This window comes from Variovorax sp. GW821-FHT09B01 (genome assembly GCF_059418345.1).
Window position 1 is genome coordinate 1,087,319 of sequence record NZ_JBWKPQ010000001.1, and the last position, 18,474, is coordinate 1,105,792.

At 72.7% G+C, this 18,474-nt stretch carries 6 protein-coding genes; 4 read left to right on the forward strand and 2 right to left on the reverse strand.

What is annotated here, in order from left to right:
• Window position 1 precedes the first annotated feature (1 nt).
• Window positions 2–1,684 carry a M14 family metallopeptidase gene (locus tag AC07RV_RS04695; RefSeq protein WP_296785747.1) on the reverse strand — a complete coding sequence of 561 codons (1,683 nt, stop codon included), beginning with the start codon at window positions 1,682–1,684 and terminating at the stop codon, window positions 2–4.
• Between the two features lie 215 nt (window positions 1,685–1,899).
• On the opposite strand from AC07RV_RS04695, the gene AC07RV_RS04700 reads away from it, so the two are divergent.
• From AC07RV_RS04700 to AC07RV_RS04715, 4 genes are read left to right on the forward strand one after another with little or no spacing between them, the layout of a single operon-like run.
• Window positions 1,900–2,772: an ABC transporter permease subunit gene (locus AC07RV_RS04700; RefSeq protein WP_444814229.1), complete on the forward strand. Its 873-nt coding sequence runs from the start codon at window positions 1,900–1,902 to the stop codon at window positions 2,770–2,772.
• 8 nt (window positions 2,773–2,780) lie between these two features.
• Window positions 2,781–3,515, forward strand: coding sequence for an ABC transporter ATP-binding protein (locus AC07RV_RS04705; protein WP_203206968.1), 735 nt, complete (start codon window positions 2,781–2,783; stop codon window positions 3,513–3,515).
• Between the two features lie 42 nt (window positions 3,516–3,557).
• Complete coding sequence (locus AC07RV_RS04710) at window positions 3,558–4,565, forward strand: NrtA/SsuA/CpmA family ABC transporter substrate-binding protein (protein ID WP_296785754.1); 1,008 nt, start codon at window positions 3,558–3,560, stop codon at window positions 4,563–4,565.
• A gap of 22 nt (window positions 4,566–4,587) precedes the next feature.
• Window positions 4,588–6,900: a molybdopterin guanine dinucleotide-containing S/N-oxide reductase gene (locus tag AC07RV_RS04715; protein ID WP_296785757.1), complete on the forward strand. Its 2,313-nt coding sequence runs from the start codon at window positions 4,588–4,590 to the stop codon at window positions 6,898–6,900.
• A gap of 29 nt (window positions 6,901–6,929) precedes the next feature.
• Here AC07RV_RS04715 and AC07RV_RS04720 read toward each other — a convergent pair whose 3' ends face one another.
• A complete protein-coding gene (locus AC07RV_RS04720) occupies window positions 6,930–18,326 on the reverse strand; it encodes a filamentous hemagglutinin family protein (protein WP_296785760.1) in 11,397 nt (3,798 codons plus the stop codon).
• Window positions 18,327–18,474 lie beyond the last annotated feature (148 nt).

Below are 18,474 nucleotides of genomic sequence, written 5' to 3' on the forward strand. Positions count from 1 at the left end.
CTCAATCCAGCAGCCCGTCCCAGTACAGCCGAGCCGCCGCCAGCACGGTCCGCATCTGCGTCGTGTGCGCGAGCCGGAAGGCCGCGCCGCGCACGGTCTCGTCGGGGAACTCGCTGATCAGCGTGAACGGCACGGTCGAGCGCTCGTCGGTGATCACCATGCAGGGGATGCCGTTGATGGGCGCGAACGGCAGCTCGCCGACGTGGGCATGCCACATGCGCTGCTGCAGCGCATTGAACGCGGCCAGCTCGGCCGAACCCGACTGCAGTTCCTTCGTGAGCGCATCGAGGAAGCGCAGGCCGTCGTGGCCCCGGTGCTGGCGCAGGATCAGGAAGAAGCCCTTGGGCACCGTCCACAGCTCGCTGCCGCGCGGCACGTAGCCGGCGCGCGGGCGCGTCCATTCGTGCGCCGGATAGCCGTGCAGGCTCAGGTGCAGGCGCGCGCCGGTGCGCGCGATCGCCTCGAGCCGCGGCGCCTTCTCGCCGAACGGCGGCTTCGTGCGCGCCTCGAGGTCGTCGCCCAGCGCGGTGTAGCGCGCGGCATGCGCCATGTGCGTGGGGTCGGCCTGCTGCAGCCGGTGATGCAGCGCCGCGCCGTCGGGGTTTTCGAGCGCGACCAGCGCATAGTGCGCGCCGGGCAGCGCATTGAGCAGCGGTGCCGCGCGCAGGGCACCGACCACGCCCGAACTCTCGTTCGCATGCTGGCCGGCCGTGACCACCAGGCCCGGCAGCGTGCCGCGCACATGCAGGCCCGCGACCGGGCGGCTCTGGAACGAGGTCACGCCGAAGCGCTCGCCGGGCAGGCGCGCCATCGCGGCCTCGACCTCGACCGGGGCCAGCGAGCGGTCGGCGCTGTCGAGCACCAGGGCGGTGTCGACGGGCGGGTCGACCCGCCGATGCGCGGCCAGCCGCACCGTGACCCGCGTGTCGTCCTCGCTGCGCGAGATCAGCGGCACGATGTGGCCGGGCTGCAGCGTGCGGTCGGCATCGTCGAGGCCGGCGCGCGCCTTGAAGAACTCGAGCGCACCGTAGTAGCAGTCCTCGTGCAGCGCCTCGAAGGTGTCGATCGTCTCCTCGCCGAAGGGCAGCCGGCGTTCGATGCCGGTGGTGGCGATCGCGATCTCGAGCGTGTCGAACAGCGGCAGCGTGTCGGGCCAGGCATGCCCGCGCACCGCATCGAGCGCGGCCGCGCAGGCGGCCTCGAACTCGGTGGGCAGCGCGGCGTCGTGCACCAGCGCGTCGCCGTCCCAGACGCGCAGCCAGCCGCAGGGCGAGGCGGTGGCATCGTTGGGCGCGAACACGCGCCACTGCCGCGCGCCGGCCGTCACGAGGTGCTCGCCGGGCAGCTCGCCTTCGGTGAAACGCAGCGCGACGCCCTCGCCGAGCAGGCCGGCCAGCGGATAGGCCTCGAGGCGAAAGCGCTGGCCCTGGCCCGCGGGCGTGCGGACCTCGATCGAGGTCGCCCCATCGCCCTCGAACTCCTCGAGAAAGAAATGCACCAGCGGCTTGTAGGCGCTGCGCAGCACGGCCTGCACGCCCGCCGCGGCGAGCGCCTGCTCGGCGGCGCGGCGCATGGGCGCGTCCTCGAACAGCCAGGCTTCGATGCGCGTGACCGGGTGGGCGCCGAAGCGTTCGACCAGTTGCACCAGCGTGCGGGGAAAGGTGGTGTCAAGCAGCAGGGTCATGGTGGGAAGAATAAACCGCCTCACGGCGTGGGGTTACCAACGGGCAAACGCGCTGCCCCGGGGACGGGCGCCCCCAGTCTTGGCCCTCGGGCGCGCAATGCAAGCACGGAATCCGCATACGTTGATCCGTTTTTGTTCTTTGGCCCGCAGGTGGGCGCACGCTAGCCTGCGCCGGCTCCCGACTCACGGGGACCCTCATGGAAAGCCTCGCCTCGATGTCTCACGTCTTCGACAACCTCCCGCTGCCCACGGCACCCGCTGCCGTCGAGCCGGCCGCCAAGCCCTTGCCGCCGCGCCGCGCGCCACGCGTGCTGTCGCGCAACCAGCTGCTGCTGATCTCCTGGCTGGTGCCGGCCCTGGTGCTGGTGGTGTGGGAGCTGGCGGCGCGCGGCGGCTATCTCTCGATCCACGTGCTGCCCGCGCCCAGCAAGGTGGCGGCCACGGCCTGGGGCCTGATCCAGGAAGGGCGGCTGATCAGCGACATGGGCACCAGCCTGCTGCGCGCGGCCACCGGCTTCGTGATCGGCGGCTCGATCGGCTTCGCGCTCGGCACGGTGGTGGGCTTCTCACGGCTGGCCGAGGCGCTGTTCGACCGCAGCATCCAGATGATCCGTGCCATTCCCTTCCTCGCCATGCTGCCGCTGGTGATCGTCTGGTTCGGCGTGGACGAGGGCGGCAAGATCTTCCTGGTGTCGCTGGGCGTGATGTTCCCGATCTACATCAACACCGTGCTGGGCATCCGGCAGGTCGATCCCAAGCTGCTCGAGCTCGGCCGCGTGACGGGCCTGAGCAATGCCACGCTGATCCGGCGCATCGTGCTGCCGGGCGCGCTGCCCTCGATCCTCGCGGGCGTGCGCTATGCGCTCGCGGTGGCCTGGCTCGCGCTGGTGATCGCCGAGACCATCGCCACCAGCTCGGGCATCGGCTACCTCGCGATGGATGCGCGCGAGTTCCTGCGCACCGACGTGATCGTGCTGACCATCGTGGTCTACGCCACCATCGGCGTGGCCTCGGATGCGGTGGCGCGGCTGCTCGAGCGCCGGCTGCTGGCCTGGCATCCCAACTACGCCGCCGGAGAACGTCGATGAACGCGTCGATGAGCGCTCCGGCATCGCAACCCGAGGCCCCCGCCGTCGTCGTGCACGGCCTGCAGCGCCGCTATGGCGAGCGCACCGTGATCGGCGGCCTCGACCTGCGCATCGCGCGCGGCGAATTCGTCGCGCTGCTCGGCGAGAGCGGCTGCGGCAAGACCACGCTGCTGCGCGCGCTCGCCGGCCTCGATGCCATCGACGGCGGGCGCATCGACGGACCGCGCCAGCCCGCGGTGGTGTTCCAGGAACACCGGCTGCTGCCGTGGGATTCGCTCTGGCGCAATGTCTCGCTGGGCCTCGACGAGGCCACCGGCAAGGCGCTCGCTCAAGCTGCGCTGGCCGAGGTCGGCCTCGGCGACCGGCTCGACGACTGGCCGCGCAATCTCTCGGGCGGCCAGGCGCAGCGCGTGGCGCTGGCGCGCGCATTGGTGCGCGAGCCCCGGCTGCTGCTGCTCGACGAACCCTTCGCCGCGCTCGACGCGCTCACGCGCATCCGCATGCATGGCCTGGTGAAGGAACTCGTGCGCCGGCACCGGCCCGGCGTGCTGCTGGTCACGCACGACGTCGACGAGGCGGTGGCGCTGGCCGACCGCGTGCTCGTGATGCGCGACGGCGCGATCGCGAGCGAGTACGCCGTGTCGCCCGAGGCCAATGCCAGGCGCACGCATCCCGATGCGACGGCACTGCGCGAGGCGCTGCTGGCCGAGCTCGGCGTGGCGGCCGACAGCGTGCCCGCCTGAACCTATTTCATCGTTTTCCTTTCTCACCGGCCTTCTCTCTCCATGACCTCCTCGTTCTCCGCGGCCTCGCGCCGCAGCTTCCTGCAGACCGCCGTCGTCGGCGCCGGCGCTCTGGCCACGGGCCTGGCCCAGGCGCAGGCCGCCAGCCCAGCCAAGGCCACGCGCAACACCGACACCGTGCGCCTCACCTGGGGCCGCGGCGGCCTGCCCGCGCTGGCGAAGAACCGCGGCGAGTTCGAGAAGCTGCTCGCCAAGGACGGCATCAAGGTGCAGTGGATCGGCCCCTTCCCCAACCATGCGCCCTCGCTGCAGGCCGTGACCGGCGGCAGCGCCGACTTCGGCTTCGGCGGCAGCACCACGCCCGCGCTGGCCGCCATGCTCGCGGGCTCGCCGCTGGTGTTCACGCAGTTCGCCATCGTCGAGCCGCGCAGCACCGCGATCATCGCCAAGGACGGCTCGGGCATCGACAAGGTGCAGGACCTGGTGGGCAAGTCGGTCGCGGTCAACCGCTCGGGCCTCGGCGAGTTCCTGCTCGTGGCCGCGCTCGAGAAGCACAACATCGACCGCAGCAAGGTCAAGTTCGTCTACCTCAATCCGCCCGACGCCGGCCCGGCCTTCGCGCAGGGCAAGATCGACGCCTGGTCGATGTGGAGCCCGGGCGTGGACATCGCGCGCACCGAGTACAAGGCGCACGACGTCTTCTTCGAGGGCCGCGACCTCGACTTCCTGATCGACTTCAACTCCTACGTCACGCACCGCAAGTTCGCCGAGGAGAACGTGGCCATCGTGCGCGCCGTGAACGCGGCCTACGCGGCCGAGGCGAAGTGGATCAGCGAGCATCCGGTGGAGGCCGAGACGCTGAACCAGCAGGACGCCGGCTACAGCGATGCGGTGCGCGACACCCTGGTCAAGCTCAAGCGCCGCTGGGACGTGCGCGGCGTGCAGGACGCGAAGTTCATCCAGGAATTCCAGAAGGCCTCCGACTGGCTGTCGGAGCGCAAGATCCTGCCGCAGAAGGCCAAGGTCACGGACTACCTCGCGCGGCTGTGAGGCCCGCGCGGAGTTCCGGCCCATGCCGCTGACATCCACCCACTGGGGCGTGTACCGCCCCGTGGTCGAGCACGGCCGCCTCGTGGCCATGCGGCCCGCCGAATGGGACGCGGCGCCCTCGCCCATCGGCGCCTCGATGGTCGGCGCGGTCGATTCGCCCACGCGCGTGCGGCGCCCCGCGGTGCGCCGCGGCTTCCTCGATGACGCCACGCGGCACCGCAGCGGCGACCGGCGCGGACGCGAGGCCTTCGTCGAGCTGCCGTGGGACGAGGCGCTCGACCTCGTGGCGCAGGAGCTGCAACGCGTGAAGCAGGCGCATGGCAACCGGGCCATCTACGGCGGCAGCTACGGCTGGTCGAGCGCGGGCCGCTTCCACCATGCGCAGAGCCAGCTGCACCGCTTTCTCAACGCCTTCGGCGGCTACGTCCACAGCAAGGACAGCTACAGCCTCGGCGCCGGCCGCGTGCTGCTGCCGCACATCGTCGACGGCATGGACGCGCTGCTGCAGAACCACACGAGCTGGGACGTGCTCGAACAGCACTGCGAGCTGTTCGTGGCCTTCGGCGGCCTGCCGCTGCGCAACACGCAGGTGAGCCCCGGCGGCGCGAGCGACCACGGCGTGGCGCCGGCGCTGCGGCGCATGGCGGCTTCGGGCCGCACGCGCTTCGTCAACCTCAGCCCGGTGCGCGCCGACCTCGACGCCGTGTCCGCTGCCGAATGGCTGCCGCTGCGCCCCGGCACCGACACCGCGCTGATGCTGGGCCTGGCCTTCGTGCTGATCGACGAGGGCCTGCACGACGAGGCCTTCTGCCGCAGCCACGCGGTCGGCTTCGACCAGGTGCGCGACTACATCCTGGGCCACGCCGACGGCGTGCCCAAGACACCGGCCTGGGCCGCCGAGCGCTGCGGCATCGCGGCCGAAGCCATCGCCACGCTCGCACGCCGCATGGCGCGCAGCCGCACGCTGGTGAACTGCACCTATTCGCTGCAGCGCGCGCGGCATGGCGAGCAGCCGTTCTGGATGACCGTCACGCTGGCCACCCTGCTCGGGCAGATCGGCCTGCCGGGCGGCGGCTTCGGCCTGGGCTACGGCTGCATGAACTACATCGGCAGCGGCCACGGCAGCTTCTCGGGCGCGCGGCTGCCGCAGGGCGTGAACCCGGTGGCCGACTTCATTCCGGTCGCGCGCATCGCCGACATGCTGCTGAACCCCGGCGCGCCCTTCGACTACAACGGCGGCCGGCACCACTACCCACACATCCGCCTCGTGTACTGGGCCGGCGGCAACGTGTTCCACCACCACCAGGACCTCAACCGCACCCTCGAGGCCTGGCGCCGGCCCGAGACCGTGATCACGCACGAGCAGTACTGGACCGCGCAGGCCCGCCACTCCGACATCGTGCTGCCCGCCACCACCACGCTGGAGCGCGACGACATCGGCAGCGCGGGCAGCGAGCGCTTCATGGTCGCGATGCATGCGGCCATCGCACCGGTGGGCGAGGCGCGCGACGACTACACGATCCTCTCGCAGCTCGCCGAGCGGCTGGACATCGCGCCGGCCTACACCGAGGGCCGCGATGCGCGCGAATGGCTGCGGCATCTGTACGAAAGCTCGCGGCCGCGTGCCGAGGCCGCCGGGCTGGTGCTGCCTGCGTTCGATGCCTTCTGGGAGATCGGCCGCATCGACATCGGCCGCACGAACGCGGTGGCGAACGAACCGGTGGTGCTGCTCGCGCCCTTTCGCGCCGACCCCCTCGCGCATGCCCTGCCCACGCCCTCGGGCCGCATCGAGCTGTACTCCGAGCGCATCGCGGGCTTCGGCTACGACGATTGCCCGGGCCATGCCCGCTGGTTCGAGCCCGGGGCGCCGGAGGGGCCGATCCAGCTGCTGTCGAACCAGCCCGCGACGCGCCTGCACAGCCAGTACGACCATGGCGCACTGAGCCGCGCCTCGAAGATCGCGGGCCGCGAACCGATCACGCTCAATGCCCAGGATGCGCGCGAGCGCGGCATCGCGGCCGGCGACGTGGTGCGCGTCTTCAATGCGCGCGGCGCCTTCCTCGCGGGCGCCGTGCTGTCCGACGATGTGCGGCCTGGCGTGGCGCAGATCGCCACCGGTGCCTGGTACGACCCGCTCGATGCGCAGGCACCGGGCAGCCTCGAGAAGCATGGCAATCCGAACGTGGTGACGCCCGACGTCGGCAGCTCGAAGCTGGCGCAAGGGTGCGCGGCGCAGAGCGCGCGCGTGGAGGTGGCGTTGTGGCGCGGCGAGGTGCCGGCGATCACGGCTTTCGATCCGCCGGCGTTCGAGCCGGCGCCGCGCGGCGCGCCCTGAACGCCGCGCCCCGCCCTCCACGTCGCATCTCAGCGCCGCATCAGGTTGCGCCGCTCGACCGGCGTCAGCTGGTCCAGCTGAGCGGCGTCCAGCGCCATCTGCCCGACCACCTGCAAGGCACCGCGGCCGCCGTCGCCGGCCGCCTTGTCGTCGCGCCGCGGGGCTTCGTTCGCGGGCAGGGGCTCGTTGCCGAAGCCGAGCACCCGCACGGTGAAGACCGAGGGCAGGGCCTGGCGGCCGGCGGCGCGCTCGCGCTGCACCACGTCCTGCGCGGCCATGGCGGCCTGCGACGCCGCGGCGCTCGCGCTCGTGAGCGCGCCGATGTTCACGGCCACGACCACCGGCAGGCCCCTGGACTCGCCCTTGACCTGGATGTTGTCGGCATTGAGCACCTGCAGCGCCGCGATGTTGAGGTTGCCCGCCACGCGCACGCCGGCGTCGCCGGCGTTGACCGTGCCCTTCGGTGCCACCAGGTCGACGTCGCCGTCGCCCACGGTGCCGATGCCGCTGCCGCTCATGTCGGACTTCTCGCGCACCACGGTCACGCCGTCGAGGTCGGTGACGACCTCGGCGGCCGAGGGCACGCGCACGGTCTTCGAGCCCTTGCCGGCATCGATGTCGCCCACGCTCGACCAGAGGATCTGGTCGCTGCCGCGGTCGGTCGCCGCGGGTACGAAGGACAGGATGCGCGAGCGGTTCACCGTGACGTCGTCCTTCGCGAAGATGCCGATGTGGCCCGAGGCCAGCGTGACCAGGCCGTAGCCGTCGGGCACGGTGGCGCCCAGCGCCGCCACCTGCAGCCCGCCGCCGGGCGTGAGCACGTCGATGTCGCCGCCGGCCATGGTGCGCAGCATCAGCTTGTTGGCCGCCACGTTGCCCTGCCAGTCGCTGCCCGGGAACAGCGTGGCGATGGCCGCGTAGCCGCGGTTGTAGCCGCCGTTGCGCGGCAGGCCTTCCACGCCGGGCTCGTTCTGGTCGCGGCCCGCCTCGCGCAGCTCGAGCAGGTAGACCTGGCGCAGGAACTGCTGGCGCGCGAGTTCGGGCAGGGCCTGGAAGCGGGCCCAGGCCTCGAGCGGCGCGAGCTTCTCGCCGGTCATGTCGAGCATGTACGACACCAGGCCGCGCCGCACCACCTTCTGCTGGCCGCCGGCACGGGTCTCGGCCAGGTCGCTCAGGTACAGCGGCAGCACGCTGCCGTCGTCGCCGCGCACCTTCAGGTACTCGGGCATGGACGCCACCTTCGACGGATCGAGGTAGGCGGCGCTGAATGCCTCGTAGGCCGCGGGCCGGTTCATGCCCGCCATCACGGTGATCGAAGCGCCCTGCTCGGGCAGGCCGTTGACCTGCGTCAGCAAGGCCGGGCGGTTGGCGCCGTCGTAGCGCTGGTTGCCCAGGGTCTGGATCTTCAGGTCGTCGGCATACACGTCGCGCCCGGCCGACAGCACCAGCGCGCCGGCGCCCTGCACCGACACGTTGCCGGTGTTGTCGGTGAAGGCATAGGGCGTGCGCACATAGGTCATCGCCAGGATGTCGTTGCCGGCCTCCAGCAGGGTGGTGTCGCTCGCATGCACGTTGCGCGCGCTCAGGCGCACGCCGCGGATGTCGGTGCCGGCGCGCAGCCAGGTCTGCTCGCTGGCCATCACGTCGGCGCCCAGGATCGAGCCGCCGGCCGCGTAGATGCGGCTGGGCTCGTAGTCGCCCGCCAGCGCCAGGCGATCGGGGTTGCCCTCCTTCTGATAGAAGTCCTGCCGGGTGCCCTGGAAGTAGGCGCCGATGTCGTTGCGCAGCAGCGCCTCCATCTGCACGCCGTACAGGCCGCCCAGCGGCGCGAAGGCCGTCGGGATGGTGGCGGGCGTGGCGCGCGCCATCACCACCTCGGCGTACGGCTCGTTCTGGTAGGTGCTGTTGAACTCGGCCCGCCCCACGGCCATCAGCGCGCTGAAGTTGCGGTTGTCGAAGCGCACGTCCTTCTGCGCCATCAGGCGCACGTCGTTGCTGCTGCCGGGCATCACGTACATCGGGCCCTGCAGATCGAGCGAGCCGTTCATCGCCACCGCGTGCGTCGATGCCGGGTAGCGGTTGGCACCCATGCCGACCAGGCCGTCCGCGGGCGTGGTCGCATCGGTCAGCACCAGGTCGCGGAAGGCGAACACGGCCTGGTTGACCAGCGTCACGTCGCCGCCGGCCGAGGCCAGGCTGAGCGCGCTGCGCTCGGTGTAGCCGCTCATGTAGGCACCGTAGTCGCGCATCCGGCCACTGGGGCTGTCGGGCACGTAGCCGTCGCCATAGCGCACCAGCAGCGGATCGATCACCGACTGCAGGCGCAGGTCGCCGGCGGTGCGCAGGCTCAGCGTCGCATCGCCGAGCGCGAGCACCGGCGCGATCGGGAACACCTGGGTCTGCGCGCCCGACCTGGCGACCGTCACGTCGAAGCCGACCGCGGTCTCGCCGGCCGTGATCTCGCCCGCGCCGCGCGCCACGTAGTACTGGCCGCCGCGGATGGCGCCGCCGGCGTCCACCGTCATCGCGCCGCCGTTGCGCACCTCCATCCGCATCGCATCGCCCGGCGTGCGGCCGCCGCGCATGCGCATGTTGCTGGTCAGCGCGACCACCAGGTTGCCGAGGTCGCCGCCCGCGCGCACCTTGACGTTGCCGCCGCCGAAGGCGGCCACGCCCTGCTGGAACTCGCCGTAGTTGATCCACCAACTCGACTGCTGCGCGCGCTCCATGATCGGAACCGGCTGGCCGTCGACGTAGCCGTTCTCCAGGCTGTATTGGCCGAACGCCAGGTTGCGGTCGAGGTTGCCCTGCCGGTTGAGCCACTGGGTGAAGCGCTGGCCCGACAGCTGCGCGCTGATGCTGCCGTGCGCGTCGATGTCGAGGTTGCCGCCGCCCACGCCGTAGCTCGCGTCGGCGCGGGCGGTGGTGAAGTCGCTCCAGGCCGTGGTGTCCTTGCGGCCCGCGGTGTAGATCACCGAGTCCTTGTGCGCCAGCGTCAGGTCGCGCCCGGCGCGCACCTCGATGTCGCCGCTGCCGGTGCGGATCAGCTTGCCCGCGCCGTTGTCGACGGCCGGGTCGGTGCTGGTGTTGGCGCTGCCCACCACGATGTTGCCCTGCCCCGCGGCCAGCGCCGCCAGCGGCTTGAGCGCGAGCCCGTTGGCCGAGTCGAGGTCGCCGCCCGCGACCAGGCGCAGGTTCCACGAGGCCGGTGCCTGCAGCACGCCGCTGCGGTCGGCCCGGTCGAAGCCGTCGCTCAGGTGGCCGCCGACGATCAGGTTGCCGCCCGCGCGCAGCGTGAGGCTGCCTTCGCGCGCGCCGGCGAAGTCGCTCATCAGGTTCCAGTCGCTGCCGAGCACGAGGTCGCCCGCGCTGCGGATCTCGATGCCGGGCATCACGGCCATGCCGGTGCCCAGGCGCGCGCGCACGGCGTCGGCGCCGGCCGCGAAGGCATTGGCATCGGCGACGGCCTCGGCCTTGACGGCATCGACGCGGTCGCTGTCGTAGCTGCGCACGCCTTCGAGCACGCTCGAGCGCGCACCGGTCACCTCGAGCGCCAGCCGGGTCACGGCCAGGTCGGTGTTGGCGGCGTTGCGTTGCGCACGCAGCCGCACCGCGCCGGCGTCGCCGCCAGCCACGTCGATCGCGCCGCCGCGCAGGTCGAGCTGCCCGCCCGCGGCCTCGAGCGTGACCCGACCGCTGCCCAACTCGGTGGTGGCGCCCGCGAGCAGGCGCGCGCCCTGCTGCATCGCCACGCCGTTGCCGCCGGTGATGCGGATCGCGCCCCCGTAGGCGGCACGCGCGTCGACCGTGCCGACGATGTCGATGCGGCCCTGGTCGGTGGTGAGGCCGAAGTCCTCCACCGTGGTCGTGCCCGCGAGCACCACGTCGCCCTGGCGGATGCGGAACTGGCGCGAGCGGTTGAAGCCGGCCTCGTTCAGGCGCTGGCTGAAGCCCGCGAAATCGGGCAGCGCGGCGATGTCGAGCGAGAACGCGCCCGCATGGCCGCCCGTGCCGGCCTGCGCGGCGATGGCGCCGTCGAGCACGACGGTGCCGCCGCCCGAGGCGGCCAGCGTCAGCGTGCCGGCGCTGCCGCCGGCGGCATGCGCCGCGAGGTCGAGGCGGCTGCCGGTCTCCAGGCGCACGTCGCCGCCCACGGCCGACAGTCCGATGCGGCCCGCGTCCGCATATTCCGCCATGTCGAAGAACTGCTTCGCGAAGCCGCCCACGTCGACCCGCGCGCCCTCGGCCAGCACCACGTCGCCGGCCGTGGCCGTCATGTCGACGCTGCCGCCGAGCGCCACCGCGCGGGTGGCGAAGCGCACGCTGCCGCCGCTGAGGCTCAGGCGCGAGCCCAGGCTGGCCTGCAGGCCCTGCGCGGAGCGGTCGTCCGGCGCGCCCTCGCCGTCCAGTGCCCGCAGCGCGCCAGTGGTGACGATCGATTGCGCCGCGCCGCCGCGCCCGGTGAGCAGCGGCGTGCGCAGGGTGAGCGCGCTGGCGCCGACGTCGATGCCGCCCGTGCCCTCGGCCACGATCTGGCCGCGCCCCGCCAGCGTCACGTCGGCGAAGCCCGAGACGGTCTTCTGGCCCGCGCCCAGGGTCAGCGTGCCGGCGTCGAGCGTGAAGCTGCCGCCGCCCGTGCCGCCCGCCGTGGCGGCACCCAGGGTATTGACCAGCGCGATCGCATCGCCGCGGATGACGATGTCGCCGTTGCCATGGCCCGCGAAGCCCGCGCCGTCGAGCGTCAGGGCGCGCAGCCCCGACGCGCCCAGGTCGACGGAACGGTAGAAGTCGAAGTTCGAATAGCTGCGCAGCGTGAGGCGCTCGGAGTTGGCCAGTTGCGCCAGCGCCGCGGCGTCGAGCACCAGCCCCTCGGTGCCGCCGCCGAAGCCGACGCGGCCCGAGGACACCGACAGCGCGCGCCCGGCGATGCGCGCCGAGCTCGCGAGCTCGGTGGTGCGCGTGGCATCGATCAGCAGCGCCGCGCCGCCCTCGAGCACGGCCCCCGCGCCGATGCCGACCAGCCCGCCGGTGCCGATGTCGACGTTCTCGCGCCGCACCGCGATGGCCTCGCCGTTGGCCACGCGCACCAGCGCGCCCCAGTCGCGCGAGGGCGTCAGCAGCACGTCGTCGCCCACGCCCGGCGTGCCCTTGGTGTCGTAGACCGCGGCCTGCCGCGGCGTCATCACGAGGTCGCTGGTGCCGCTGCCGGCATTGCCAACCGCTCGCAGCACGCTGCCGGCGTCGATCGCCACCCGGTCGGTGGCCGCCAGGATGATCTCGGGGCCTGTCAGCGCCGAGTCCGCGCCGTTGCGCAGCACGATGTCGGTGGCTGTCACGTCGACGCGCGTGCCCAGCGGGTCGCCGGTGCGCGTGCCGCCCACCAGCAGGCTGCCGGCGCCGAAGCCCGACAGGCTGGCCGCGTCGATCACCAGGTAGCCGTCGGCGCGCAGCGTGCCCGCGTCCTGCGCCGCGCCGACGATGGCGATGCGGCTGCCCGCGATGTCGACCAGCCCGCCGCGCCCGCCGGCGTCGGGCGCCGAGCGCAGCGTGCCGTCCAGCGTCAGGCGCTGCGTGGCGTCGAACACCACCGCGCCGCCGTCGCGCGGCAGCCGCGGCGTGACGACGTCCTGCCCGCTCAGGCGGTACTGCGTCAGCTTGAAGGCGTCGGACGCGAAGAAGTCGTTGGCGAAGGCCTCGTTGTATTCGGTGTACTGGCGCAGCGTGGCGCCCGACATCACGCGCCATGCGGAGGCCACGCTGTCCTGCCTGCCGCCGAGCGCGTTGCCGCCCTTGCCCTGCATGAGGATGCTGCCGTCGGGCGCCACCGCGCCGGCCGCCACCGGGCCGGCCCACGGCGTGCCCGTGGTCTGCACGGCGAAGGCGCCGGGCAGCATGGCGTAGCGCGCGGGCAGCAGCGTGTACCAGCCGGCGGCCAGGCCGCCGCCGCCCGCGAGCCACACGCGCTCGCCGGCCGCCGTGCCGCTGGGCGGCGGGGTGCTGCCGTAGCCCGGCAGCACCGCGTACATGCCCGGCGTGGCCAGCACGTCGTGCGAGCCGCCGGGGCCCGGCACGAACTCCCAGGCGTACAGGTCGCCGCCGCCGGCGATGTCGACCACCGCCCCCTTGGCGAGATCGACGTTGGGCGCCTTCATCGCGATGCGCTTCTCGGGCGGCGCGACCAGCGCGCTGTCGGAGGGCAGCGCGGTGTTCAGCCGCTGCGTCGGGTCCTGCCAGTGCTCGTCGTTGGACAGCGTGCCGTAGGGCACCACCAGGCCCCGGCCCGACACCGAGGTCAGGCTGTCGGTGCCCAGGGTCAGGCGCTCGCTGGCTTCGAGCGCGATGGCGCCGAAGGGCGCGCGCAGCACGCCGTTCTGGTCGATCACCGGCGCCTCCAGCCGCAGCGTGCCGCCGGCCGAGAGCGCGGGCGCGCCCGCGTCGCCCAGGCGCTCGATGGCGATCGACTGGCCCGCGCGGATGACCGCCGTGGTGGCCGTGGCCGGGTAGACCTGGCCGGCCCGCAGCACCAGTTGGCCGTCGACGTCGAGGCCCACGCGCAGGCTGTCCGTGGTGTTGATCTGGCTCGGCACCGCGGCGCCGAGGCGGATCTCGTCGGCCTGCAGCAGCGTGTTCGCGAAGCCCGCGATGCGCGTGCCCGCCGCGCCATCCAGCGCGTCGCGCCCCACCTCGAGCAGGCGGGCCTCGAGCGTCAGTTGCCCGCCCAGCTTTGCCGCGTCGGTCCACTGCGCGGCGGTGTAGGGCGCGCGCGCTTCGAGCGTGATGCGCGGTGCCGACAGCCGGGCGCTGCCGCCCGTGGCGCCGTTGGTCAGCGTGCCCATGAGGTTGAGCGCGCCGCGCACGCCGAGGTCCACGCCGTTGCCCAGCGTGATCGTGCCCGACTGCAGCGAGACCGTGTCGAAGCCACCCGCGCCCAGCGAGCCGGCCGCGATGCGGATGGTCGGCGCGACCTGGATATCGGGAATCACGATGTGCTTGCTGGCCGCCGCGTCGGAATAGAAGTAGCGGTTGAGCAGGCTGACCACCGCGGCGCTGATGGCGGGGTTCACCTCGGACGGATTCTTCATGCCGCCCGAGCCGGGCGCATCGAGGTCCACCACCACCTCCATGCCCGTCTGCACCTGGGTCTTGAGGCCCAGGATCGCGAGGCGCATCGCGGCCGTCAGCTTGAGCGGCTCGGTGCCGTACTCGTCGAACAGGTCGAGGTCGGGAATGCTGGCGTAGGAGGCCGAGCTCTTGATCGCGCCCGTCACGGGGTCGCGCCAGTAGTAGGAGCGCCCCGGCAGCACGACCGGGTCGCCGCCCGATTCGCCGCCGGCATCGACGATCGACAGCGAGCCGCCCACGGCCGTGGGGCCACCGGCCTTGCCGACCATCGTCGAGCCCACCACGCCGGCACCGAACAGGCGGATGCTGCCGCCGTCGCTGTCGCGCACCACGCTGCGCACCTCGGCGCCGCCGAAGCGCCGGTAGGTCGGCTCGTCGAACTCGCCGCTGGCGCCCGAGACGTCGATGCGCGCGCCCGGGTCCAGCGCCAGGGCCGCGCCCGTCACGCCGTTGCTCAGCACGATGTCGCCGCCCGGCAGCACTTCGCCCGTGCGCCAGCCGCGCGCATCGGGCCGGATCACCGGCACGCCGCGCGCCAGCAGCTGCGCGCCCGAGGCCAGCGCGATCGACTTGCCGTTGAGTTCGATGCGCCCCGCGGGCGCCTCCAGCGTGCCGCTCACCGTGAGCGCGCCCGCCACGGCGGACAGCGTGAGCGCGCCGCCGACGTCGGTGCGCAGCACGGCACCGGCGCCGACGTCGATCGAGCCGCTGTCGACCGCGAGCCTCAGCGAGGCGGGTGCGCGCTGCAGACGTTCCTCGAGCCGCAGCTCGCCCACAGGTGCCAGGCTGGCCAGCCGCGCGCCGGTCGCCAGCTCGCGGTAGCCGAAGGCGCTCAGGTCGATGCCCTTCACGGACTGCGACACGCCGATGTCCTGCGGCACGGCGATGCGACCGCCCTCTGCGGCGGTCACCCGCACCGTGACGTCGCCGAAGCCGCGGTCGGCGTACAGCGTGGCGGGAAGCACCAGCACGCCCGGTGCCGCCGGGGCGTCGGGCTCGGCGGGTTCAACAGGTTCGACCGGCACGGGCGCCGTGCCGCCGATCTGCACATTGGCCTTGGTTTCGAGCACCAGCCGTCCGGCCGAGCCCGCGGCATAGGCGCGGATGTCGAAGGTCGACAGGTCGGTCTTGTCCGTCAGCCCGCTCAGCGTGAGCGAGCCGGCATTGCCCACGCGCAGCCCCGGCAGGCCGTTCTTCGCGCGGTCGACGCGGCCGCCGCCCGACACGTCGAGCACCGCGGCCGGGTCGACCCGCAGCTCGCCCACCTGCAGCGCGATGGCGCCGCCATCCATGGCCCAGCGCGCGGGCGCCATGCCGTCGCGCCAGGCGTTGATCCACTGGCCACCGACGTCGAGCCGGGCCTCGGCGCCCAGGGTCAGCGGGCCGTCCATGGTGCCGAGCACGATGCTGCCGCCCGGCGCGCGGATGGCGCCGTCGATGCGCATCGGATTGGTCGAGCGGTCGCCGCCGCTGGCGATGAAGGTGGCGCCCGGCGACAGGTCGAGCGAGGCGCCGGACTCCAGCACGAAGCCGTAGTCGCCCGAGATGTTGAGCACGATGCGGCCCATGCCCGAGCGGCTGAGCACCTCGTCCGACAAAAAGGTGACCTTGCCGATCGCCTGGTTGGCGGCCTCGGGGTCGGGCTGGGCCTCGTAGGCGCTGTCCAGCGTCGAGCCGGCCTGGAAGGCGGCCTCGAGCCGGTGCGGGTCGCGGGCGATCACGATGCGGTTGGGCGACCACGGTCGGTCCTCGACGCTGCCGCCACCGAGTTGCAGTTCGCCGCCCGCGTTCTTCGTCGGCTGCTTCTGCTGCCGGTCGCCCACCACCACGCCGCCCGCGTAGTCGCCTTCCAGCACCATCGCGCTGCCCGCGAAGATCTGCACCGCGCCGGCCTTGCGGCCCTCGGTGTAGCCGGCCTCGACGCTGTCGCGCCCGATCACCGCGCTGCTCCAGCTGTCGGACACGCCCCAGCGCGCATGGCCGTCGGTGTAGCGCCCGGCGATGCCGGTGTAGCTGCCGTCGGGCAGCGCGCGGTCCATGGTGTAGACCCGGCCGTCGGCGCCCATGAGCTTGGTGGCGGTGTTGAGGCCGTCGGTGTAGCGCACCGAGCCGCCCGACACGTCGAGCAGCGAGCCCGCGCGGGTGATGACCGAGCCGCCCGCGCGCATCGTGATGCGGCCGGCGTCCGTCGACAGCTCGTTCAGGTCGGTCATGCCCACGCCGACCCAGCCGGTCACGTCGCCCAGTGGCGTACCGGCCCAGCTGCCGGGCAGGTAGTTGCCCGCCGCGTCCTTGACCCACAGCACGCCGGCCATCGGGCCGTCCTCGAACACGCCGCTGGCGCGGCGGTCGACGATCACCTTCTTGCCGCGCACCCATGCGTTCAGCAGCAGCGGCGAGTCGCGCAGCTCGTTGATGCGCAGCTCGGCCTCGATGAAGTTGCGCGCCATCGGCACCGCCGCGCCCTGCAGGCCGGCCACGCTCAGGTAGGCGCCGCTGTCGATGTAGATGCGGCTGCCGTCGCCCAGGCTGTCGGGCCGGTAGCCCGGCAGTTGGGTCGGCAGCGGGTTGGCAGCCGACTCCACGCTGATCGTGCCCGAGGGCACGAGCACGCCCGCGCCGGCCTGCACGTCGATCAGCCGGCCGTACAGCCCGATGGCGCCCGGCTTGTAGCGCGTGGCCAGCGCGGTGGTCTCGATCTCGCTGGTGTCGGAGGCATCGGGCAGGATGCGCGTGACACTGCCCTGGCCCAGCGTCAGCGTGCCGGCCTGCCAGCTCAGCAGGATGTTGCTGGGGTCGTCGTTGACGTAGATGTGCGTGCCCTGGCCCCAGGCGCGCAGCAGGATCGAGCCGCTGCGGTTGTTGAGCGCGGTGGTCGCCAGCGCCACGCCGTTCTGGTGCACGTCGCGCGCCTGCAGCGTGATGTTGCCGCGTTCGGACTGCACGATACCGCTGTTGGTCACGTCGTAGCCGACCGCCTCGGCGCGCGCGGCCATCTCGGGCAGCACGTGCTGGGCGATGGCCTCGACGAAGCCGGGGTTGAACGGATCGGTGCCGGTGCGGATGGCGCTGCTCACGAAGGCCCACGGCATGGCCCAGCCCGGCGCGGCCGCGGCGGCCACGTCGAGGCCGCGGATGGCGTTGGCGTCGATGGTGCCGTTGGCGGTGGTGTTCCGGACCGTGTTGAGGAAGACGTTCTCGCCGGCCGCGAGGATCACCTGTCCGTCGGGCGCCGAGATGCGCCCGGCGTTGTGGACCTTGGGCGCGAACAGCATCACCTTGCCGCCGCTCGCCACCTCGAGCCGAGCGCCGGCCTGCACCTGCACCGCGCCGGGCGCCGCGCCCGGGTCGAAGCGGTCGACGCCGCCGAGCCGGTCGGGCGCCGTGCCGTTGCCGGGCACGTAGCTGCCGTAGATGTCGGGCGCGGCCGAGGCGAAGGCGCCGAACTGCGGGATCGCGAAGTCGTTGGCCTGGCCCGTGGCGTCCTTGAACACCTGCGCGTTGTTGATGCCGAGGTTGAACTGCTTGTCCGACAGCGCGAGGCTCGAGGCCACCAGCGTGCGCGTGTTGACCTGGCTCGAGCCGGTGAAGACGATGCCGTTGCGGTTGATCAGGTAGACCGACCCGTCGGCCTTGATCTGGCCCGCGATCCGGCTCGGCCGGCCGCTCGGGTCGTTGATGCGGTTCAGCGCGATCCATGCATTGCTGCCGTCGGGCTTTGCTCCACCCTTCTGGTCGAACTGCACCGTGGTGTTGCGGCCGACGTTGAAGCTCTCCCAGTTCAATATCGCCTTCTCGTCGGTCTGCTCGATGCCGACCACGGTGCGTCCGCTCGCCACGGTCTGCACCGGTGCGCGCGCGTTGAGCCAGCCGGCCGTGAGGCTGTTCGTGTCGACCTTCAGGCCGCCATCGGCCAGGCCCTCGGGAATGTCCGAGCCGCCGTCGAGCGCCGCCTGGCGCGCCGCGTCCTGGGCCGCCTGCTGCGCCGCGATGCCGCGCGCGGCCAGGTTCAGGTTGTCCATCGAGCGCCGCAGCTGGGCGTTGTCGCGCTGCTGCAGCGCGAGCGGGTTCGTCAGCGACGCGGCGGGCGTGCCGTCGGGCATGCGTCCCGTGGCCGCAGCCATGCTCTGCGCCACGTTCTTGCTGGCGAACCAGGCCGGCCCGAAGGCCCGCTGCGCGTGCGCGCCCTGCATGACGCCGCCCGCGGCGAGCATCGCCGCGAGCGCATGCGCCAGCGGCTTCAACCGCAGCGAGAAAGTGGGAGCGCCCGCACGCTGGCCGCCGAGAGAAATACGCGTGTTCATGTGATGCCGATCCAGTCAGGTGAATGCCGCAGTTCGAGTCCTGCGCGCCGCGACCTCCAGGTCGACAGCGCTCCTTGACTAGACCGCCGGGCAGCGCGCGATCGGCAAGCTTTTCTTTTGAAGCTTTCGTGACAGCGCGGCGGGCCCT

Bases quoted from the DNA above. Each gene is read 5' to 3' on its own strand.
- AC07RV_RS04695 (WP_296785747.1), bottom strand. From the start codon at position 1,684: ATGACCCTGCTGCTTGACACCACCTTTCCCCGCACGCTGGTGCAACTG.
- AC07RV_RS04700 (WP_444814229.1), top strand. From the start codon at position 1,900: ATGTCTCACGTCTTCGACAACCTCCCGCTGCCCACGGCACCCGCTGCC.
- AC07RV_RS04705 (WP_203206968.1), top strand. From the start codon at position 2,781: ATGAGCGCTCCGGCATCGCAACCCGAGGCCCCCGCCGTCGTCGTGCAC.
- AC07RV_RS04710 (WP_296785754.1), top strand. From the start codon at position 3,558: ATGACCTCCTCGTTCTCCGCGGCCTCGCGCCGCAGCTTCCTGCAGACC.
- AC07RV_RS04715 (WP_296785757.1), top strand. From the start codon at position 4,588: ATGCCGCTGACATCCACCCACTGGGGCGTGTACCGCCCCGTGGTCGAG.
- AC07RV_RS04720 (WP_296785760.1), bottom strand. From the start codon at position 18,326: ATGAACACGCGTATTTCTCTCGGCGGCCAGCGTGCGGGCGCTCCCACT.